At 50.4% G+C, this 21,848-nt stretch carries 17 protein-coding genes, 1 tRNA gene and 1 pseudogene; 10 read left to right on the top strand and 9 right to left on the bottom strand.

Annotation, left to right across the window (positions count from 1 at the left end):
* Positions 1 to 15: 15 nt before the first annotated feature.
* Together OGY15_RS16630 and OGY15_RS16625 are read right to left on the bottom strand one after the other, a co-directional pair.
* Positions 16 to 713 (bottom strand): IS1 family transposase gene (locus OGY15_RS16630; protein ID WP_230138812.1). Its coding sequence is split into 2 segments (ribosomal slippage): positions 16 to 464 and positions 464 to 713, totalling 699 coding nucleotides; the frame shifts between segments, so codons are not numbered across the junction.
* Between the two features lie 54 nt (positions 714 to 767).
* Positions 768 to 1,073, bottom strand: a pseudogene (locus OGY15_RS16625) (TolC family protein); the annotation flags it as partial.
* Positions 1,074 to 1,268: 195 nt separating this feature from the next.
* On the opposite strand from OGY15_RS16625, the gene cusR reads away from it, so the two are divergent.
* From cusR to OGY15_RS16605, 4 genes are all read left to right on the top strand, one after another.
* Entirely contained in the window at positions 1,269 to 1,952 is a 684-nt protein-coding gene (cusR, locus tag OGY15_RS16620) for a copper response regulator transcription factor CusR (RefSeq protein ID WP_151218692.1), read from the top strand.
* A complete protein-coding gene (locus tag OGY15_RS16615; protein ID WP_210904792.1) occupies positions 1,942 to 3,393 on the top strand; it encodes a Cu(+)/Ag(+) sensor histidine kinase in 1,452 nt (483 codons plus the stop codon). The genes cusR and OGY15_RS16615 overlap by 11 nt, the downstream gene beginning before the upstream one ends.
* 122 nt (positions 3,394 to 3,515) lie before the next feature.
* On the top strand, positions 3,516 to 3,725 hold the full coding sequence (locus OGY15_RS16610) for a PcoE/SilE family metal-binding protein (protein ID WP_187253028.1): 210 nt from the start codon (positions 3,516 to 3,518) through the stop codon (positions 3,723 to 3,725).
* A gap of 83 nt (positions 3,726 to 3,808) precedes the next feature.
* The gene (locus tag OGY15_RS16605; RefSeq protein WP_210904791.1) at positions 3,809 to 4,612 is read left to right on the top strand and encodes an MBL fold metallo-hydrolase; all 804 of its coding nucleotides are present in this window, start codon (positions 3,809 to 3,811) and stop codon (positions 4,610 to 4,612) included.
* Positions 4,613 to 4,680: 68 nt separating this feature from the next.
* On the opposite strand, the gene OGY15_RS16600 is transcribed toward OGY15_RS16605, so the two are convergent.
* Together OGY15_RS16600 and OGY15_RS16595 are read right to left on the bottom strand one after the other, a co-directional pair.
* Positions 4,681 to 7,125: a trimethylamine-N-oxide reductase 2 gene (locus tag OGY15_RS16600; RefSeq protein ID WP_286540174.1), complete on the bottom strand. Its 2,445-nt coding sequence runs from the start codon at positions 7,123 to 7,125 to the stop codon at positions 4,681 to 4,683.
* Positions 7,126 to 7,145: 20 nt separating this feature from the next.
* The gene (locus OGY15_RS16595) at positions 7,146 to 8,240 is read right to left on the bottom strand and encodes a NapC/NirT family cytochrome c (RefSeq protein WP_151218688.1); all 1,095 of its coding nucleotides are present in this window, start codon (positions 8,238 to 8,240) and stop codon (positions 7,146 to 7,148) included.
* A 529-nt stretch (positions 8,241 to 8,769) separates the two neighbouring features.
* Between OGY15_RS16595 and uspF the strand changes: the two genes are divergently transcribed.
* Complete coding sequence (gene uspF / locus OGY15_RS16590) at positions 8,770 to 9,198, top strand: universal stress protein UspF (RefSeq protein WP_187252863.1); 429 nt, start codon at positions 8,770 to 8,772, stop codon at positions 9,196 to 9,198.
* A 354-nt stretch (positions 9,199 to 9,552) separates the two neighbouring features.
* On the opposite strand, the gene torD is transcribed toward uspF, so the two are convergent.
* The 3 genes from torD to torC are packed head-to-tail and all read right to left on the bottom strand — an operon-like array spanning position 9,553 to position 13,872.
* Positions 9,553 to 10,167 carry a molecular chaperone TorD gene (torD, locus tag OGY15_RS16585; protein ID WP_151218687.1) on the bottom strand — a complete coding sequence of 205 codons (615 nt, stop codon included), beginning with the start codon at positions 10,165 to 10,167 and terminating at the stop codon, positions 9,553 to 9,555.
* On the bottom strand, positions 10,164 to 12,704 hold the full coding sequence (torA, locus tag OGY15_RS16580; RefSeq protein ID WP_252837977.1) for a trimethylamine-N-oxide reductase TorA: 2,541 nt from the start codon (positions 12,702 to 12,704) through the stop codon (positions 10,164 to 10,166). Before torA ends, torD begins: the two co-directional genes overlap by 4 nt.
* A complete protein-coding gene (gene torC / locus OGY15_RS16575) occupies positions 12,694 to 13,872 on the bottom strand; it encodes a pentaheme c-type cytochrome TorC (RefSeq protein ID WP_151218685.1) in 1,179 nt (392 codons plus the stop codon). The genes torA and torC overlap by 11 nt, the downstream gene beginning before the upstream one ends.
* A gap of 131 nt (positions 13,873 to 14,003) precedes the next feature.
* On the opposite strand from torC, the gene torR reads away from it, so the two are divergent.
* On the top strand, positions 14,004 to 14,696 hold the full coding sequence (gene torR, locus OGY15_RS16570; RefSeq protein WP_151218684.1) for a two-component system response regulator TorR: 693 nt from the start codon (positions 14,004 to 14,006) through the stop codon (positions 14,694 to 14,696).
* Here the strand turns inward: torR and torT are convergent.
* Positions 14,669 to 15,694 (bottom strand): TMAO reductase system periplasmic protein TorT, encoded by a 1,026-nt coding sequence (gene torT / locus OGY15_RS16565; RefSeq protein ID WP_286540169.1) that lies wholly within the window; start codon positions 15,692 to 15,694, stop codon positions 14,669 to 14,671. The two genes, torR and torT, sit on opposite strands and share 28 nt — an antisense overlap.
* A gap of 82 nt (positions 15,695 to 15,776) precedes the next feature.
* Between torT and torS the strand changes: the two genes are divergently transcribed.
* A complete protein-coding gene (torS, locus tag OGY15_RS16560; protein ID WP_252837975.1) occupies positions 15,777 to 18,563 on the top strand; it encodes a TMAO reductase system sensor histidine kinase/response regulator TorS in 2,787 nt (928 codons plus the stop codon).
* 8 nt (positions 18,564 to 18,571) lie between these two features.
* On the opposite strand, the gene OGY15_RS16555 is transcribed toward torS, so the two are convergent.
* A tRNA-Arg gene (locus OGY15_RS16555) sits at positions 18,572 to 18,648 on the bottom strand.
* Between the two features lie 256 nt (positions 18,649 to 18,904).
* On the opposite strand from OGY15_RS16555, the gene fimW reads away from it, so the two are divergent.
* The 3 genes from fimW to fimZ all read left to right on the top strand — a co-directional run bounded on the left by fimW (position 18,905) and on the right by fimZ (position 21,823).
* Positions 18,905 to 19,498 carry a fimbria biosynthesis transcriptional regulator FimW gene (gene fimW / locus OGY15_RS16550; protein ID WP_151218681.1) on the top strand — a complete coding sequence of 198 codons (594 nt, stop codon included), beginning with the start codon at positions 18,905 to 18,907 and terminating at the stop codon, positions 19,496 to 19,498.
* Positions 19,499 to 19,882: 384 nt separating this feature from the next.
* Positions 19,883 to 20,605 (top strand): fimbria biosynthesis regulator FimY, encoded by a 723-nt coding sequence (fimY, locus tag OGY15_RS16545; protein WP_151218680.1) that lies wholly within the window; start codon positions 19,883 to 19,885, stop codon positions 20,603 to 20,605.
* Between the two features lie 585 nt (positions 20,606 to 21,190).
* A complete protein-coding gene (fimZ, locus tag OGY15_RS16540) occupies positions 21,191 to 21,823 on the top strand; it encodes a fimbria biosynthesis transcriptional regulator FimZ (protein ID WP_003021902.1) in 633 nt (210 codons plus the stop codon).
* Positions 21,824 to 21,848: the final 25 nt, after the last annotated feature.

Raw genomic sequence — 21,848 nt, 5'->3', positions numbered from 1 at the left:
GGTAATGACTCCAACTTATTGATAGTGTTTTATGTTCAGATAATGCCCGATGACTTTGTCATGCAGCTCCACCGATTTTGAGAACGACAGCGACTTCCGTCCCAGCCGTGCCAGGTGCTGCCTCAGATTCAGGTTATGCCGCTCAATTCGCTGCGTATATCGCTTGCTGATTACGTGCAGCTTTCCCTTCAGGCGGGATTCATACAGCGGCCAGCCATCCGTCATCCATATCACCACGTCAAAGGGTGACAGCAGGCTCATAAGACGCCCCAGCGTCGCCATAGTGCGTTCACCGAATACGTGCGCAACAACCGTCTTCCGGAGCCTGTCATACGCGTAAAACAGCCAGCGCTGGCGCGATTTAGCCCCGACATAGCCCCACTGTTCGTCCATTTCCGCGCAGACGATGACGTCACTGCCCGGCTGTATGCGCGAGGTTACCGACTGCGGCCTGAGTTTTTTAAGTGACGTAAAATCGTGTTGAGGCCAATGCCCATAATGCGGGCTGTTGCCCGGCATCCAACGCCATTCATGGCCATATCAATGATTTTCTGGTGCGTACCGGGTTGAGAAGCGGTGTAAGTGAACTGCAGTTGCCATGTTTTACGGCAGTGAGAGCAGAGATAGCGCTGATGTCCGGCAGTGCTTTTGCCGTTACGCACCACGCCTTCAGTAGCGGAGCAGGAAGGACATCTGATGGAAATGGAAGCCACTGGAGCACCTCAAAAACACCATCATACACTAAATCAGTAAGTTGGCAGCATCACCATTTGCGGGTAGCGATCGGCGTCCGTGACCCCATATTGCGCTCTCGCCTCCTGAACTTTCAGCACAGCCATACGTAGATCGCGGTTGTTGACCAGCGCCTCGCCAATCAGCGCCTTTACCTGTGAGTCAACGAAGAAAGTCCGCCACCCCGTGTCCTGATATCCCATCGGTGCAGAAATCAGGGCATTCTGGCTCAAGGAGAATTGTTGCGGTACCGGCAACGCCGGGCGCTGATATTCTGGAGCCAATGAACAACCGGCGAGAATGAATATCGCGCTGAGGGTAAGAAGCTTAAATTTGCTCATAGTTCTTCTCGTCCTGACCGGACTGATGACCCTGAAATAAGTGGGAATTTATAGTGTTGTACTTTAACGAAACGACTCTGTTTAAGCGGTGACAGGAAAATGACAAAACTGTCATTTTCCCAATAACCGTTTGCTATCCGATCCCGCATCCCTAGAATTGAAAGTTCGCACACCCTGTGCGTGAAGGAGAATACGATGAAGGTTTTGATAGTCGAAGATGAGAAAAAAACCGGTGAATACCTGACGAAAGGCCTGACGGAGGCGGGTTTTGTCGTGGATTTAGCGGATAACGGCCTGAACGGGTACCATCTTGCGATGACCGGCGATTACGACCTGCTCATACTCGACATCATGCTGCCGGACGTAAACGGCTGGGATATCGTGCGGATGCTGCGTTCCGCCAACAAAGGGATGCCCATTCTTCTTCTCACCGCGCTGGGCACCATTGAACATCGGGTTAAAGGTCTGGAGCTCGGCGCGGATGATTACCTGGTTAAACCGTTCGCCTTCGCTGAGCTGCTGGCGCGGGTCAGAACGCTGCTGCGCCGGGGCGCGGCGGTGATCGTCGAAAGCCAGTTTCAGGTCGCAGATTTAATAGTTGATCTGGTGAGCAGAAAAGTCATCCGTAGCGGTACACGCATCACCCTGACCAGCAAAGAGTTTACCCTGCTTGAGTTTTTTCTGCGCCATCAGGGGGAAGTGTTACCCCGCTCGCTGATAGCCTCCCAGGTCTGGGACATGAATTTTGACAGTGATACCAATGCCATCGACGTCGCCGTGAAGCGTCTGCGCGCCAAAATTGATAACGACTTTGAGCCAAAACTGATTCAGACCGTGCGCGGTGTGGGCTATATGCTTGAGGTTCCCGATGCGCGGTAAACGATGGCGACGCCCTTTTTCGCTGGCAACACGACTGACCTTTTTTATCAGCCTGGCGACCATCGCTTCATTTTTCGCCTTTGCATGGATAATGATCCACTCTGTTAAGGTCCATTTCGCCGAACAGGACATTAATGATTTACAACAGATCAGCGCCACGCTGGAGCGAATTATTAACCAACCCAATGAGCCAGAATCACGTCGTCTGGAAACGCTAAAAAACGTGGTAGCAGGTTACTCGAACGTCATTATTTCGCTGGAAGATAGCAATCAGAAGGCTATTTTTCATTCGCCCAATGCCCCGGATCTCCGGCAATTTATCGCCAGCGCAAAGCCGGATAAAAATGCCCATGTCAGTGATGTTTTTATTATCTCTGGCCCAACGCTACAAACATCCCAACATCTTCATGGACAGAAAACGTCGTCGAACTGGCGAATGATTCGCCTGCCGGTAGGACAGCTTGCTGATGGAAAAGCGGCGTATACGCTGTATCTGGCGTTATCGATAGACTTTCATTTGCACTATATTAACGACCTGAAAAACAAACTGATTATGACGGCATCGCTAATTAGCATGATGATTGTTTTTATCGTGCTGTTCGCCGTGTACAAAGGTCATGAACCGATCCGTAACGTCAGTCGCCGCATCCAAAATATCACCTCGAAAGATCTCGATGTGCGTCTCGATCCGCAGGCTGTGCCTATTGAACTGGAACAACTGGTCAGTTCGTTTAATCACATGATCGAGCGTATCGAGGACGTATTTAAACGTCAGTCGAATTTCTCGGCGGATATTGCCCATGAGATCCGCACCCCCATCACCAATCTGGTCACACAAACGGAAATTGCGCTCAGCCAGACCCGCAGCCAAAAAGAGCTGGAAGACGTGCTGTATTCCAATCTCGAAGAATTTGGTCGTATGTCGAAAATGGTCAGTGACATGCTGTTTCTGGCGCAGGCGGACAATAATCAGCTAATCCCGGAGAAGACAGCGCTGAATCTGGCTGATGAGGTGGGGAAAGTGTTCGACTTTTTCGAAGCCTGGGCAGAAGAGCGCGAGGTCGGCTTACGTTTTGAAGGACGCGCATGCTGGGTTTCAGGCGACCCGTTAATGCTACGCCGGGCGGTGAGTAATCTACTTTCAAACGCCCTGCGCTACACGCCAAAAGGCGAGTCGGTCACCGTGCGAGTGAAAGACGCGGATGACCAGGTCCAGATAGTCGTGGAAAATCCCGGCCCCCCAATCCCCCCTCAGCATCTCCCCCGACTCTTTGACCGATTTTACCGGGTAGACCCTTCACGCCAGCGTAAAGGTGAAGGCAGCGGTATTGGGCTGGCGATTGTGAAATCAATTGTCATCGCCCATCAAGGAAAAGTGGCGGTCACCTCCGATGCCCGCTCCACCCGCTTTATTCTGACGCTACCCAAGCACGCAGTATAATTCCTGGTGATGACGTTTCGGCGTCATCCTTATTCTCTGACACAACCGTCATAATCCTGTCACGTCACTGACTGTCCTCGCTCTTTATAATTTCTTCCGTAAACCCATACAGGAGAAATATGATGAACAAGATATCCTCTTTTTTCGCTATCGCGTTTTTTATCTCTGCTGGCGTTAATGCAGCAGAAACGTCACCCCACGCACAATCATTCTCACAAATGAATGAACATGAAAAAGCGATGGTAGTACATCAGTCGATGAATAATGGTCATTCCTATGCCCATGAGCAGCAGGCGGAAAAACACCGCGCACAGGCAAACTGTGTGCAGTAACAGATAACGCTAAAGAGCGCTGCGATCACAGCGCTCACAATAACCCTGAGCTAAAGTATGCCATTTTAATACTGGAGTCAGATGTGGCTTTAACCCTCACGGTATTGCTTGAAAACCGGCGCGCGACTGGCGCAGATAAATCATTACGGGCAAAGCCTGGACTCAGTCTGTTGGTTCAGGATAAAACCACCACCATACTGTTTGATACCGGGCCGGACGACAGCTTCATACTTAACGCCGCGCAAATGGGGGTTGATTTATCGCAGCTTGACGCCGTGGTGCTTTCGCACGGCCATTACGATCATTGTGGCGGCGTGCCGTGGCTTGCGGATAACAGTCGTGTTATTTGCCATCCTCAAATCGCCTGTGAGCGTTACGCCTCAATCACTCTTGCGGGAACGCCGCGAAAAATAAAAAAACTCTCCCGCGATAACGACTACTCTCGACTTGTGATGGAATACACCCGCAAACCATTGGCTATTAGCGATCGATTTTTATGGTCCGGGGAAATTAGCGTTCCCACTCCGCAGGCCTATGGCGTTATTAGTAAGAAAACGCCTCAACCGGATTACATCAGCGATGAAGGCGTATTGATTTATAAATCTGAACGCGGATTAGTCATCATTACCGGCTGCGGGCATCGGGGAATTGAGAATATCGTACGCCATTGCCAAAACATCACCGGCGTTAACAAAATTTACGCCGTCATCGGCGGATTCCATTTACGCGCAGCCTCCCCCGCTAAACTATGGCGGACGCGAAAGTTTATTAAGCAACAGCAACCGGAAAAGCTGCTCGGCTGTCATTGCACCGGTTCGTGGGGACGCTTGTGGCTACCGGGATCTGACGCCCCGGCAACGGGAGATGTCATTGTGCTGGCAGAGTAACGACAGTAAACATTGCCAAAGCAGCAATAAAAAACGGGAACCTTTCGGTTCCCGTTTATCAACCACCATTAAATAGTGACGATTGCGGGTTCATCAAAAACAGTGAGTTTTGGTGCTTCACCGGTGAATTTTTCTGCGTATACCAGACTGGTATTCCCCGCACAGCCATTCGCCAGCCTTGACGTCGGGATATCCGCCGTCAGCACGTTCGCGCCGCCGTTTTTGCAGATGCCGTTTTCGATATCCGGCCAGGCGCCTTCATGGATACAGATGATTCCCGGTTTGATGCCATCACTGACGTGGGCGCCAACCAGCACCTGGCCACGCGCATTCCATACGCGTACCAGATCGCCCTCAACAATGCCCCTGGCTTTCGCATCATCCGGGTGAATTGTTACCGGCTCCCGGTCAGCAATCGCGTACTCTTTACGCAACGACGCGTAGTTCAACTGACTGTGCAGACGATGTGCCGGATGCGCCGTCAGTAGCTGCAGCTGATCCTTATCCGCCGTTCCTTTCCACTCATCCGGTTCAATCCATGACGCATGCGGCGGGCAGTCTTTGTACTGATAGCCTTCAATCGTTTTCGAGTAGATTTCTATCTTACCACTCGGCGTTCCGAGTGCATTCATCACCGGATCGCTGCGGAATTCTGCGTAGCGCACATATTTGTTGTTCTTTTCATTCTCACGCATTTCAATCAGTTTGTTCTGCTCCCAGAACGCATTGAACTGAGGCATGGCGACGCGCTGGGCACGGGCGGCTTTTTGCGCGACATCATAGAACTGCTTCAGCCACGCCATTTCGTCTTTGCCCTCGGTATAAACCGCTTTTCCTCCCGGCTTGAGCATCTCAGACAGATCGGCAAATACGTCAAAGTCGCTACGTGCTTCAAACTGCGGCGCGATGACCTGCTTCATCGGTACCAGATGCTGGTTACTATAGTCACCGGTCATGGTCAGATCGTTGCGCTCGAACGACGTGGTGATCGGCAGAACAATATCGGCGTGTTTGGCCGCTGCGGTCCAGTAGCACTCAGAGATGACAACCAGCTCAGGCTTCTGCCAGGCTTTGATTAAGCGGTTGGTATCTTGATGATGGGTAAAGTTAGCGCCGCCCGCCCACCAGATCATTTTGATATCCGGGAAAGTTTGCTCTTTACCGTTATGCTGATATTTGCCGCCAGGGTTTTCCAGCGCTTCAACAATTCGCGCTACCGGCAGGCTGGTCACCGCATCGGAAACCGCCCAGTCGTTGCCCGCTGATGACCCGCCTTCAATTTTGGCGGAGATGGCTGGCAATACCCCACCGGTGCGTGTTGGGTTACCGCCGTTGGAATAGTGATACGAGAACCCGAAGCCGCCGCCTTCGGTACCAATTTGCCCCAGCATCGCCGCCAGCGTTACCAGCATCCAGTGTTTTTGCTCACCATATTGCTGGCGCTGAATCCCCCAACCCGCCATGAGCATCGTTTTATTGCTGGAGAAAATTTCCGCCAGCTTCTCCAGTTGCTCAGCGGGTACGCCGCACACGCCGGAAGCCCACTCGGCGGTTTTCTCTATTTTGTCGCTCTTGCCGAGTAAATACTCTTCAAACTGCGGGTATCCGGTGGTGTATTTTTCCAGGAAGGCTTTGTCGTGGAGATTTTTCTTCACCAGTGTATGGGCGATCCCCAGCATCATCGCCACATCGGTCCCCATATGTGGCGCAATCCAGGTGGCATTATCACCAAAGAATTCGATGGTTTCAGAACGCATCGGGTCGATGGCAATGACACTTTTGCCTGATTTCTTCAGCAGATTAAAGTATTCAATCCCCTGTTCATCCGTGCTGCTCCAGGCAATCTTGAGGGTGTTTAGCGGGTTCATCCCCCACAGCACCACGACCTGACTGTGCTCTAGCACCATCGGCCAGGTGGTTTGCTGTTCATAAACTTCAACCGATCCCACAACGTAAGGCATGATCACCTGCGCGGCCCCGGTTGAATAATCTCCGGTATGACCGGCGTAGCCACCCGCCATGCTCATATAGCGTTGCAGTAAGGTTTGCGCTTTATGCAGAACCCCGCTGGAGCGCCAGCCATAAGAACCGGCAAATATTGAGGACGGGCCATAGCTGCTACGGATCCGGCTATGCTGCTCATGAATGAGCTTCAGCGCCTGCTCCCAGCTAACCCGCACGAAGGGATCGTTTCCACGTTTACCATCCGCTTTACCCGGGTTTTCCAGATAGCTTTTGCGCACCATCGGATATTTTACGCGGATATTGGTATGGACCTGATCCGGTGCGGTTTGCTGTAGCGAGTTCGGCACCGTCTTAGGCAATGCACCTTTTGAGGAAACCACTTTGCCGTCTTTTACTTCTACGTATACCGCGCCCCAACGGGCTGCCGTCAGGATCGCTCCGCCATTTTGACCTTCGGCCCAGGCTGGCATTGGGATCACCGAAGAAATCGCCATGGTTCCGGTTGCCGCGCCAGCCGTCTTGATAAAGTCACGTCTTGTGAGTTTCATGATTTCTCCTGATTTATCGCTTATTTATTCATGTCTTTAGCGTTGTACTGGAAGTAACGGCTCAGGATATCCAGTTCGTTTTCACTGATATTGGTACGAGCACCCATCCCTTTTGCCACTGAAGGCCAGGCGTTGAGCGTGAAATGATTCGCCGGAATTGGCGCATGACAGCCCGCGCAGTACACATTGTCGAGTTTGCGTGCGTAATCCCACATAGGCTCGCGGCTGGCGAGGGCCGAACCGCTCCATTCGCCCTGCAGCACGACATCTCGCCAGGCATTACCGTAATCATCTTTTTTCCAGTCGGAGAGAATCTTCAGCGACTGCTGACCTTTTTCACTCAGGCTGGCAAGAATCAAACGCTGTCCTGCCGCGTAGTAAATGACCTGTTCACTTCCCTGCATCTGGCTACCACGAATCTCAACCAGTCGCGTATTGTCCGTTGTTTTCAGAACCTGCATTTGTGTTGCCGGGTAAACGGTTCCCAGATCGCCCAGCGCGGTATTGCTTACGGCATAAAGCTCAGTTGCCGAAGCTGGAGTGGAGGCTGACTGCGCTTCAAGCCCTTTGAGCGCGCTGTCATCCATTTTGACTTCGGGTGGGAAGTGGGCGACCCCTTTGTGGCAATCAATACAGGTTTGCTTTTCTGTGATGCCCATTTTGTGCATTTTCTGGGCATCCGCACTCTGTGCGGCAAGGTCCATCGCGTCCATGCTGTGACAGCTCCGGCAGGTCGCAGAATCACTTGCCTTAAGCTGGGCCCAGACGGTTTGCGCCATCTCCAGACGGTGTTCTTCATATTTTTCCGGAGTATCGATCTTTTTGGTTATGAACTGATGGTAAACATCTTTTGAGGCCCGCAGCTTAGCCACCAGGTAGTCCAGTCCCCCTTGCGGGATATGACAATCCGCGCACTCTGCGCGAATGCCTTTCTGATTCTGGAAGTGAACCGAGCCGGTATATTCCTCATAGGGGGCCTGCATCGTATGGCAAGACAAACAGAATTCCGTGCTCGAAGTTTTGTGTAATGTCCATTGCCCAGCCAATACAATAATGCCCCCCAGAACAACGCACAGCAGCATCGTCCAGAGGATTGTTTTATTTATTTTTCTCATCTTTTATTCCCACAAGACGAATACCCTTTTATAGGTAGACAATAATTATCCAAAAGCAGCTGCTTATTGATATTCATCAACTGAAGAGAGAAATGAGAATTAGCATGCGGTTAAGTTTGAAGGGACTCGCATATTTAATGAGAACGAAATGCAAATACCAAATTTAGTTTAAAATCAGAATTTTAATCTACACTTAAGGTTTATTAATCTATTGATAATTAAAAAATCAGAATAAAAGATGGATGGCTGTGTAGCGTCGATAAAATTCTCCCCTTAACAACACTCGTTATATAATTAAATATATAGTGAAGGGAAGTAAAAAACGCCCCCCTTTACTATTTAGCAATCGTGAGTGTTAAAGAAAATATTCCTCTTGCGGTTTTGATCAGACATACATCGCGCCAGGATTTGCGGCACATATCTTTCATTGAAACACATTTATGCACCTAACCTTGATCTGGTCACTTATTATACAGAAACAACTTTCGCTACACTCAGGGGAGAGGTAAACAAACAGGAGGTAGTGAATATGTATCGCTCAATTCTGGTGCCCATTGATATCTCTGAAACCGATTTAACCCGCCATGTTGTTCCACAGGTCCAGGCGCATGCCAAAACCGCGAAGGTCCACTTTTTAGCCGTTATTCCTACCGTTCCGTTTTATGCCTCGCTGGGGCTGGCCTATTCAACTGAATTCCCGGATAGAAGTGGTCTGCAGGCCAAGGCCAGCGAAAAACTTGAAGAGATTGTTAAGCAGTTCAATATTCCTGCAGGCAGGAGTCAAACTCATGTCGTTTACGGCCCGCCAAAGGATCAGATCCTCAAACTGGCGGAATCAGTAGACGCCGAGCTTATTATCATCGCCTCACATAAACCCGGTTTTAGCACTTATCTGCTGGGTTCAACGGCAGCAGCCGTGGTACGCCATGCGAAATGTCCGGTGCTGGTTGTGCGGTGAGATGAGTAAAATGGGAGCGAATGTGCTAATGCCATTCAGTTCACGAAGATGAATGACCCTGGAAATAACTGAGAGTGGAACAGCCGTAACGAGGTCATCGCTTCAACGCCCTGATTTCCAGTTAAATTTGTTTTGCTGTTCAGCGATTTTCAAATAAAAGCGTAGGAGGTCAGGTGTGGACTGGTCCGGCTGAAAATTGCCGACGTGTTTCCGTAAGGCCGGGATTGTTAAGGGTACGGCGATAGTACCCTTAACACGTTCACAGGCAGTATCGTTTCAGAGAAGTGAAAAACATAAGGTGAACGTAGCAATACGACGGAGGCAACAAATTCATTACCTCCGGATATGCTGCTCTCAGCTCTGATTATCCAGCCTGACCAAAGCCAGCAACAGCTGACTTAACGCGCCGTAAAAACCAAAGGCATCATACCGACAGCATTTGGCGGTGAAGTCCGGTAACCAGCGTAACAACCCCGTCAGCGTCTCTCTGCGTAACGCATCAACACGCTGAGGGTTTAGCTCCGACTCTCCCAGAGAAAAGTGCAAATGGCTCAGCAATTCAATAAAAATAGCCACATGATCGGCTGACTCACTAAACGCATCGCTTACCTGCATGCCCGCATCGGATAACAGTTGTTTAATGACTCCGTAGTTCGGCCCGCCTTCAAGATGAGCCGACGCATAGGGTAACGCCGCGTGTTTATCCGACATCAGGAACAGGCTGCAAAAATCAGCCGCCAGTTCCAGAGTGGCGTCTTCACGCGCCTTCAGCACAGCAATTTTTTCCTCCAGTAAAAGGACCTGTGCCTCAAGCAACGGTTCAACTTTTAACACCGCGAACCAATCCGCCATTTCGCTGGACTGTAAAAGCGCCAGGCTTTCATCGTCACGCTCCCGGGAAAACAGCTGCGCCAGCCAGGCGTACACACAGGCCATTTGTTCTGTTGTCAGGGAAGAGTGTTTCGTCATGACGTCACCTTCTCTGCCGGAACATATTCGCACTGCGCCACCATTTTGATCGGGCCGCTGAACGCCGTCACGTTATCCACTTTGCCGGTGTATTTCTCAATTTCCACCAGCGTAGTATGGGCGCTGGTCGCCTGCGCCAGCTGAGACGTGCCAATATCGATCGTTAACACGTTCGGATTGCCGTATTTACACAGCGCTCCGGTTTCCCCGCCGTTATCAGGATCGTACCACGCACCTTCATGAATACGCGCCACACCCGGCGAGTAGAGGTCGGAGACAACCGCCCCGGCCAGTACTTGTCCACGTGCGTTAAACACACGGACAATATCGCCATTGTGAATTCCTCTGACGCTGGCATCCTGCGGGTTGATAAACACCGGCTCTTTACCACTTACCGCATAATGCTTACGCAGCGCTTCAGACTCACAAAGCTGCGAGTGCAGACGGAAATCCGGGTGCACGGATTGCAAATGCAGCGGCCAACGCTGCGAACCGGGTCCACCGTGTGAGCGTTCGATTTTCTCGAACCACATCGGATGCCCCTGGCAGTCGTCATACTGCATATCGGCAATGGTTTTGGAGAAAATCTCGATTAAACCGCTCGGCGTGCCGAGCGGCTCAAGGTCGGGATCTTCGCGGAAGGCCTGATGACGTACAAACATCTGCGGATGTTCGAATTCAACGTACTCTTGCTGATTCCAGAAAACATCAAAAGCCGGAAGATGAACACCACGCCCTTTCCCCTGCTGGCTTCCTTCCTGCCAGATCCGTTTCAACCAGCCCATCTCATCCAGCCCTTCGGTGAACGCTTCTTCACGATTAAAACGGCGGCAGAGATCGCGGAAAATATCGAAATCATTACGCGCTTCAAATTGTGGCTGCACCAGCTGTTTCATGGCGATAATGCCACGGTTGGAGTGGTTGCCATACTGGTCGAGATCGTTACGCTCAAACTGGGTCGTCGCGGGCAATACGATGTCAGCGAATCGACAAGTCGAGGTCCATTGATTATCAATGGCGATAACCGTTTCCAGCTTACGCCAGCCCTCAATAATACGATTGATCTGCTGGTGACGATGGAAAGGGTTGGTCCCGGCAAAAACGCACATCTTCAACGGCGGCAACTTGACGGTTTTGCCGTTCCAGTTAATGTTTTTGCCCGGCTCCAGAATCGCATCGATAAAACGCGCGATCGGGATGGTGCTGCTATAGCCCTTATAATCGGTGCTGTCATGGACAGGAGGCACGGTGGTGGAGCCAGAAAAACCGCTCAGGATAATCCCTTTACGCCCCGGCGTTCCCGCACCGTTATAGTGCCAGCCAAAGCCAAAGCCGCCGCCGGGTAAACCGATTTGTCCGAGCATCGAGGCCAGCACCACGATCATCCACGCCCACTGTTCCCCATGCTGCATACGCTGGACGCACCAGCCGGCGATAATCTGCGTTCTTCCGCTCGCCATCTGCCGCGCCAGTTCACGGATTGTGTCGGCATCGATACCACATAGTTTTTCCGCCCACTGGGCATCTTTAGGCTGTCCGTCACTGTCACCCAGCAGATAAGGCAGAAACTGCTCAAACCCAACACAGTAGGTATCAAGGAAATGTTGGTCGTAGAGCTTCTCGGTATAGAGCGTGTGTGCGAGCGCCAGCTGTAGCGGCACATCGGCCTGCGGGTTCACGGCAATGTGCTTAACCTTGTCGCGGCCCAGATAGTCATGCGTTGAGGTGACGACCGGGTCAACGCTGATGACCGAAATCTCACCACGCGCTACCTTATCCTTCAGTTGCTCGTAGTATTCATAGACATCATGATCCGGACACCACCAGTTCGCCTGCTGGTTTTTAATCAGATCGGAGCCCCACAGCACAATCGTTTTGCTGTTTTGCAGCACCAGCGGCCAGGAAGTCTGCTGCTCATATACCTCCATTGACCCTACCACGCGCGGCAGAATGACCTGAGCCGCACCGGTAGAATAGTCGCCCCCAGTGCTCACGCTGTTACCATGCAGCGCAATGGCACGTGCCAGCATCCCGGAAGCATTGTGGAACATGCCGGTAGATTGCCAGCCGCTGGCTGTCAGCAGCGCGCTTGGGCCATAGGTCTTCTGAATGCGTTCCAGCTCCTGGTAGAAGAAATCCAGCGCTTCATCCCACGAAACGCGCACAAAGCGATTATCTCCACGCTGCGTGGTATCGCTCTGATGACGTTTACGCAACCAATCAACGCGGACCATTGGATAGCGAATACGCGCGTTACCATGCACGTGATCCGGCAGTCCAGCGATCATTTTTGACGGATACTTATCGCGTTCAAACGGTTTGGCCTCAATAAACCGACCATCAACTACGGTGGCGCGGATTGCCCCCCAGTGAGATCCGGTCAGGATCCCCTCTTTTACGCCAGCGCCCTGCACCTCTGCGGCGTTGGCGCTACGCGGTGTGAGCAGAGAAGGTCCTAACATACCGGCTACAGTCAAACCGCCCAACTGCAGCAGAAAACGTCGGCGAGAAGCCTGAAAGAGATCGTTATTTTTCATTGCTTTCTCCTTTATCGCCATGCGGCTTTTCCGAGGTGTCAGAGGCATTCATCTGCAAGTATTTCAGCAAGGTACGTTCTTCACGTTTGTCCAGACTGGTAAAGCCAATCATGCCGTTCAACGTGCCAATCCAGCCGTTGGCGTCAAAATGCTCTTTCTCAGGCGCGCCGTGGCACTGATTACAGGTTCCGTTATAGAGCGAATCGGCATAAGCCCAGATAGGCTTAATGTCGTTGACCATATCGCCCTTCTGCATCCAGGCGGTGGCCTGCAGCTTGCTCCATTGCGTGTTCGTTTCTGCAACGGTGGTTTGCTCCAGCGTTTTCACGTGCTGCTGGATGTCGCCGCGAATAGAGGCCACAAAAATGCGCTTGCCCGGCAATTGCGCCAGCACGCGCTGACGTCCGTCACTCTCAGTCCAGCCCACAATTTCAATTTGCAGCCAGTCGCCGTCACGCTTTAACACTTTCACTTCCGAAGCGGGCAGCAGTGAACCTGCAGGTTCTTTATCACCCTTGGCGGCATAGATAGGTTTGATGTCCAGAGAGTAGAGCGTATCGCCGTCGTCGTTTGCATTGGCGCGTAACTGGTCAAACTGCTTGCGGAAACCGCTGCTCATATCGGGAAGCTGATGCGCAATACCTTTATGGCAGTCGATACAAGATTGATTATCCTTAGCCGCAATCTTCATCTGGCGCGCGGCTTCAGGATGCTGTTTCGCATGATCCATCGCGTCATAGTTATGACAGGAACGACAAGTTGCGGAGTTGTTCTCCTTCATTCGCGCCCATTCACGCTCCGCCAGCTCGGCGCGCTTGGCCTCGAATTTTTCAGGAGTATCAATAGAGTGGGCAACAAAGGTCTGGTAAATATCGTTACTCGCTTCCAGCTTACGTTTCACCATGCCTGGGATATCTGATGGAATGTGGCAATCATGACACTCTGCGCGCACCCCGGAGGCATTCTGAAAATGCGCTGACTGTTTATATTCTTCGTAAACCGGCTGCATGCTGTGGCAACTCACGCAAAATTCGGTTGAACTGGTTAATTTAATACCCACGTGCGGCAAGACGATCAGCGCGATACCGACCACAATCCCGATGACCACCAGCGCTAACACTGACCAACGTGCGCTCGGTCTGAGCAGCGCCCTCCATAGTTTCCGCATAATAGCCCCTGTATTTTTATGGTTTAGTTACAGAGGATCTTATTTCGCAAATATGAACGGCAACACTGGTCATGATGAATGGCTTACGGCACAATGTGAACAGATATGAACAGAAAGAGACAGCAAACAGGATGTCGCATCACATTGTCATTGTTGAGGATGAGCCCGTTACACAGGCACGGTTACAGGCCTATTTTGAACAGGAAGGTTATCAGGTCTCGGTCGCAGCCAGCGGTGCTGGCCTACGTGAAATCATGTCGCAGCACGCAGTCGATCTCATTCTGTTAGATATCAACCTCCCGGATGAAAATGGCTTAATGCTAACCCGCGCTCTGCGTGAACGCTCGACGGTGGGGATCATTCTGGTGACGGGTCGCTGTGACCAAATTGACCGTATCGTTGGCCTGGAAATGGGGGCCGATGATTATGTCACTAAGCCGCTGGAGCTACGTGAACTGGTGGTACGGGTGAAAAATTTGCTTTGGCGTATCGACCTTGCCCGCCAGGCGCAACCGGAGACCAAAGACAACTGCTATCAGTTTGCCGGATATTGTCTGAACGTTTCCCGCCATACCCTGGAACTGGGCGATGAGGCAATCAAACTCACCCGCGCCGAGTATGAAATGCTGGTCGCTTTTGTTACCAATCCAGGGGAAATTCTCAGTCGCGAACGTTTACTGCGCATGCTGTCAGCACGACGGGTAGACAATCCTGACTTACGCACCGTGGACGTACTGATCCGCCGTTTACGCCACAAGCTGCGGGCTGATTTACTGGTAACGCAGCACGGGGAAGGCTACTTTTTAGCAGCTGACGTGTACTGATACACAGGACGGAATCCGCCGGGTGACAGCGAGTGCTTAATATGCTGGCTGTCGGCATTTTTCGGGGTGAGTATCAGGATCGGTGGGCTGATATTTTCCGGCACCGGCTGCCCTTGTAACACCCTGATGGCCTGTTGAATCGCCAGTTCACCTTGCCAGACCATTTGATCGCTGGCAGCCATAATGATTCTTGCGCGTTTAAGCCCGCGATACACCTGATGCGAAAGATAAAATGAGACAACGGTTAACGGCGCGCCCTGATTGCGCCTCTCCCCCATCGCCGCTTCCGCAGCAATAGCCGTACCCGCAACCACGTCGACATCCGGGTGACGCTCCAGCATCTCCTGCAACAGGTTGCGCTGAACTTCAATATCATTGTCTCCCAACGCCACATCCACAATCTGCACCTGACTGCCAGCAATCGCCTGGCGGAATCCATCCACCATCTCACGACTGCCTCCGGCATCATCAGGCCCAGGCAATAATAAGACCTTTAACGGTTTGCCCGCGCTCCACTTAACCAGATAGCGGCCTGGCTGGTAACCCATCTGGAACCATGGAACCCCCACCCGGGCTTTTACCGCCGCATCATGGAGAGCATTCACTACCTCAATAACCGGCAGCGTACCAACCTGCGCCTGCAAATCCGGAAAAGTCGTTGTGCTGCTGCCCAATAAAATGGCATCCGCGCCCCATTGCTGGCACTGGGCGATTTGTGTTTTTTGTGTGTCGAACTGGCGATACCCTCCCGCCTCGAACACCTTCAGGCTTACTCCATATTTTTTTGCCGCCTCAAGCATGCCGTAATTCACGGAAAGCCAGTAGGAATCCTTCAGGCTGGGATATAACGCGCACAGTTTCCAGACTTTGCTTGCAGTAAGGTCCGTCTGCGTCCCCGAAACTGCCTGCCGGGTGTCCTGCCAGCGCAGCAGTGCGGACCCGGCCGCATGACTTAAGCCGGGAAAAAGTGTGATCAGCAGGAAAACCAATACGCGCATGATAGCCTCAACATTGATAAGGCTTTATCCTAGTTGCATTCCTCTTTCGGACTCAACCTTTTTAATCTGTGGCGACCAGACCGTGAATTTATCTCTGACCAAACGACTGTGGATAGGCTTCGCGCTGATGGCGACACTGACCCTCATGAGTACGCTGGTAGGCTGGTATAACCTGCGTTTTGTCAGTCAGGTTGAGCAGGCCAATACCCAGGCCCTGATCCCGACTATGGACATGGCGCGCCAGCTCAGCGAAGCCAGCGCCTGGGAACTGTTTTCCGCGCAGAATCTGACCACCGCAGATAATGAAAATATGTGGCTGGCGCAGGGGCGCATGTTAACCGCCCAAAGCCTGAAAATAACCGCATTATTAAAAACCCTTCGCGAACAGGGTTTTGACACCTCAGCTATTGAACAGCAGGAAAAAGAGATCGCCCAGTCGTTAAGCCATCAGGGAGAAATGGTTGGTGAACGTCTGAGACTACGCGATCAACAGCAACAGCTCAGCCAAAAACTGGTTGAGGCTACCGCCGACGTTGCCGAAATGGCGCGCGGTCAGGCCAGCAATGCCGCCACCTCGGCAGGTGCCACGCAGGCAAGCATTTATGATTTAATTGAGAGTCATCAGGGTAAAGCGGCAGAAAACGCTCTCGACAGGCTTATCGATATCGATCTGGAATATTATAACCAGATGAATGAACTGCGGCTGAGCGCGCTTCGCGTGCAGCAAATGGTGATGAATCTGGGGAATAACCAGGCGCAGAATAACCTGGCGGCGCTGGAAACTCAGTTGAATGCTGCAGTCAGAGTGCTGCACCGCCGACAAATACGCATTGAAGATCCGGTGGTACGCACTCAGGTTGCCGATGCCGTGAATACAATTGGCCGTTATGTCGAGCTGCTGGCCCTGTATCGTCAGGATAATGACATCACCACCCGCTTACAGATTTTATCGCAGAACAATATTGAGCAATTTACCCGCTTTAGCAGCGAAGTCAGTCAATTGGTGGAAACCATTGGCCAACGCAATCAGACCGGGCTGGCGCATCTCAAACAGGCCAGCCAGCGCGGGCAAACGCTGCTGCTGCTGTTAGGCGCAGTATCATTGTGCCTGTTGATTATTATTCTTTGGCGCGTGGTTTATCGCTCAGTCACGCGCCCGTTGGCGCAGCAAACCCAGGCGTTACAGCGTTTGCTTGAAGGCGATATTGATTCCCCATTTCCGGAAACCGCAGGCGTTCGCGAACTGGATACCATTGGGCGGTTGATGGATGCATTTCGTGGCAGCGTGCACGCCCTCAATAGCCATCGCGAACATCTGGCCGCTCAGGTTAAAGCTCGTACAGCCGAGCTGCGTTCTATGGTGTCGGAACACCGACACGCGCGTGCTGAAGCCGAGAAAGCCAACCAGGCAAAATCGGCGTTTCTTGCCGCGATGAGCCATGAAATACGCACCCCGCTGTATGGGATCCTCGGGACTGCGCAATTGCTCTCAGAGAATCCTGCACTGGCGCAGCACCAGGAGAATCTGCACGCAATCACCGACTCTGGCGAGTCGCTGCTGACCATACTCAACGATATCCTCGACTATTCCGCCATCGAAGCGGGCGGAAAAAATGTGGCGATCGGCGATGAACCCTTTGAGCCCAAACCGTTGCTGGAAAGTACGCTTCAGCTCATGCACGGCCGCGTTGCCGGTCGCCCGGTCAAACTGGTTGCGGATTTTGCCGACGATATACCCGATTCCCTGCGCGGCGATCCGCGCCGCATCCGGCAAATCATTACTAACTTATTAAACAACGCACTACGCTTTACCGATCGGGGACACATCATCCTGCGTAGTCGGCGTGAAGAACAAGACTGGTATATTGAGGTTGAAGATACGGGATGCGGAATTGATCCTGCTCGCCAGCACGATATTTTTCAGCCGTTTGTTCAGGTAAGCGGTAAACGTGGAGGAACCGGGCTTGGGCTCACTATCAGCGCCAGCCTCGCGCAGGCGATGCAAGGTGAATTAAGTGTCACCAGCACACCAGGAGTCGGAAGCTGCTTTCGTTTACGTCTGCCACTTCGGCCTGGTGCGATGCCGGTAGCGAAATCCGTTCCACGTTCTCTGTCGTTGCAGGGTTTGCGCTTACTGCTTATTGAGGATAATCCTCTCACGCAACGCATCAGCGCGGAAATGCTCACTCTCAATGGCGCTCAAGTCACCGCTGTCGACAATGCCGCTGCCGCGCTAACGCAACTGCAGCAAGACGCCCAGTATAATGCCGCCCTGGTTGATTTCGATCTTCCTGATATCGACGGCATCACGCTGGCGCAGCAGTTAACCCGCGAGTACCCGACGCTAAACCTGATCGGCTTTAGCGCACATGTCATTGACGAAACGCTAAGTCAAAGAACCAGCACCCTGTTTCTCGGCATCATTCAAAAACCGGTTCCCCGGGATGAACTCAGTCGGCTAATTATGCTTTATCTTCACGGGAATGCCTCTCTCCCAAGGGTATCAGTCCATAGCAACGAACGATTAGATACCCAGCAATTAGCCGGGGATATCCAGATAATGGGGTGGCAAAAGGTGCAGGAATGGTTAGCGCTCTTTAAGCAACATACCCTTCCTTTATTGGATGACATTGACACTACGCGCGCAGCCCAAGAGTACGAGCAGATAAAACGTCTGGCACATCAGTTAAAAAGCAGTTGCGCCAGCATGGGGATGCGCTCTGCCAGTAGAATGTGTGCAGAGCTTGAGCAGCAGCCGTCAGGCGATTTTTCACTCAGAGAAGAGATACAACAAAGCCTTTATGAATTAGAACGCTGGCTGGAAAAGGAAAAGCTGTCGCGGTTCGCTGCAGCAGAACATCTGAAGTGAGGTTGAAATGGTACGCCCTGTAGGATTCGAACCTACGACCTACGGCTTAGAAGGCCGTTGCTCTATCCAACTGAGCTAAGGGCGCATTGCGAAGTGATTACTTCATGCAGATGAAACGCGTGAATTATACGGTCAGCGCCTGCTGAGTCAATGCCTTTTGATTTCGGTTGCTGACGAAGTGTACGAATGTTGATTTTTTCTGCTTGTTCAAAGGTATCCAGGAAATCACCTGGTAACAACTCAGCTCACAAAACGTCAGATTTAGGGATACATGTATTTAGAATATTTATGATTTTGCTTAACATTCCTTTATCCCTCTCCAGCGGTTCAGGAACTCTTTAATGTTAAGTATTGCCATCAAGGAAGAAAACAGTCACTTCGAACATGGACTGAAAATCATCATCTCCCACCTGGCGAATCAGTGGCATCAGGAGATTTGCTTTTTGCCTGTCGAGGATATCGATCGCGCTGAAATCGCGTTTATCTCACTGGATGAAGATTGGCTCAGCGCCGATTGCTACCAGGTTCCGGTCCACACCAGGCGCCAACACAGGGTGGTTATCTGTAGCAAAAACGATAAAGATAAGCTGATGTTCAGACCCTGCCTGTACATGTTGCCGCTAATCTATCGGGAAGATGACGTAGATGAGATAACCAAAAAACTGGTCCTCATCCTGCAAAAACGCGCGCTGCGCCACAGCGTACCTGCGACTATCTGCCATTACTGCACTACCCGCAACTTTTCTGTCGCAGAACGCCAGTTCTTAATGTTTCTCGCCAGCGGATACACCTTAGCCGAAACGGCTCACCTGCTCTCAATTAGCGATCTTCAGGCCAAAGCGACTCGACGCGGCATAATGAAAAAGCTGCATGTGAAAAACGATCAGCAATTCTTAAGATACATCCGCGCCCATCTGAATTTTCTACAAAATTAGACGGGATATCTCTGCCTAATTTTTATTGAGAAATATCTCATCCTCAATTAAGTATCGGCTCCTACTGTACCTATCCTCAGACTGCCAGAATAATCCAGAAATACTATTTCCGGAGTAACAGAAAGACACACCCGGTAATATTTTATCTAATATCAGAGAGAGGTTGAACTGGATAAAACGATCTTTTGGGCATTGAGTAAGACACCAGAAAATTTCCGGCAGATTATTCTGATGAGATACGCAATTGCCAGTCTGATGATTGTTGAAGTACTGAAACCCAACGGCACAAGGACATAACCCTTACGCTGGAAAAAATTTGGGTCAGGGATGTTTATAGTCAGCAATTTATCCAGACCTGCCGCAACAGAAATGGAATGAAAAAGGATGCACAGCGCAAAACGCCGGGATCGCTATCGCCGCATACGAAACCCTAACTGTACCTGGCAATATCCCCACTGTACCTCACAAGTATTTGACCGGCTCGAGTATCTGGCGCAAAAACTCGAACATAATTTACCGGACGACACTATATCTCAGGCGATAATCACAACAGACTACTACCTGGCCTATGCACTAAGTCGACATTTATTCTCAGGTACTCGTACGGCGATCTTCCAGAGCGTTGAGTCGGCCTTACTCAGCATCCAGGAGTCGGTAATTAGCCAGTTTGTGATTGACATAGAAAGCTTAACAACTCCTTATTTCGATATACTTGAATGTTTGCGCCAGCTAATTAAGCAGCGTAGTGACATTCAGATCTTCATAATGCTTCCCAGTCGTGATGACGATCTGACTACCTTTATTTCACTGTCTGGTCCATTCTATATCTTGTCACGCAATTTACACCTCCCTGAGATACGTATAGCCTTATTATCTCCGGTTCCAAATTATTTTCACTCAAGGTGCATTAATCAGCTCGATTGGGAGATGATTACCTTACTTTTACAAGGTAACTCATTAAAAAATATTGCATTATTACAAGCACAACCCTACCACCGTATCATCTATCGCCTGAACCAGTTGATTACGCGCCTGGGATTGCCCAACAGACAGCGCTTTTTGCATCTGATACACCGCCTCAGCGTTACCTCTCTTCATTTAATTTAACATCATAACCCTATGTGCCATAAGATTTTTTAGGAAATTACTTATTCTCGAATAAGAATAAAGATCTAATTTTTACAAATATTTAATATTTACAACTATTCCTGGTATTATATCTGGTACCACTTTCACAGTTAACCTTACTGATTCTGTGCATTTCGATATAAAAAAGCATAATTTCAGTCTTAACAAAACCTAAACAATTAGTCTATTGTATTGTTTTTACCATTTAAAAAAAATTTTCAATCTGCCATAATTCGAACCACAGATCAATAATACCAATAGCCATTAACACATCTGGAACTTTCAGAATATCCTAACTGACATTAACATCCGGGATGTCGTAAGTCTTTTCCGAAAGAACAGAGCAGGTATAATCCTCTTAGTTTCCTGATTAATTGTTAGTTTCCCGGTGTGAAATGGATTTTCCACAAATTCATTGTTCTGCAGAAGAACAACCGAATAAACAAGGATGAAATAATATTTATTCGATTCTCCTCAGAACAATTCTTGGCTATTTGACAATATTATAACGCCTGATGTTTTATCAAATTCGCAAGATACGCAAACAGTTTGAGGCATACAAAAATGAAACCAGCATCCGTTATCATTATGGACGAACACCCTATTGTCAGAATGTCGATAGAAGTACTACTCGAGAAAAACAGTAATATTCAGGTAGTATTGAAAACCGACGACAGCCGTACGGCAATAGAACATCTGCGCACGTACCCCGTCGATCTTGTCATCCTGGATATTGAACTACCTGGCTCTGATGGGTTTACATTGCTCAAAAGAATAAAATCATTGCAGGAGAAAACTCGGGTACTGTTTCTATCTTCAAAATCTGAGTCTTTTTATGCCGGGCGGGCTATCCGGGCCGGTGCAAATGGTTTTGTCAGTAAACGAAAGGATCTCAATGATATCTATAATGCGGTAAAAATGATTTTATCGGGATATTCTTTTTTTCCGTCGGATACCCTTAACTTCATTAACAATATAAATGCACAAAAAGGTGTGCTGAATGACATGCCGCTCTCTAACCGCGAGGTTACGGTTTTGCGTTATCTGGCAAACGGTCTGTCCAATAAGGAAATTGCTGAACAGTTGTTACTCAGCAATAAAACGATTAGTGCTCACAAGGCTAATATCTACTCCAAGCTCGGGTTGCACACCATCGTTGAGCTGATCGATTATGCAAAAATGCATGAGTTAATGTAATAACACTCCCGGCGAGATGTCGTTC

Origin of the sequence: Citrobacter sp. Cu231, from assembly GCF_030332265.1 — a bacterium.
GTDB lineage: Bacteria > Pseudomonadota > Gammaproteobacteria > Enterobacterales > Enterobacteriaceae > Citrobacter > Citrobacter meridianamericanus.
The sequence above is the reverse complement of the archived record's forward strand: the minus strand, read 5'-3'. Positions and strand labels throughout refer to the sequence as shown.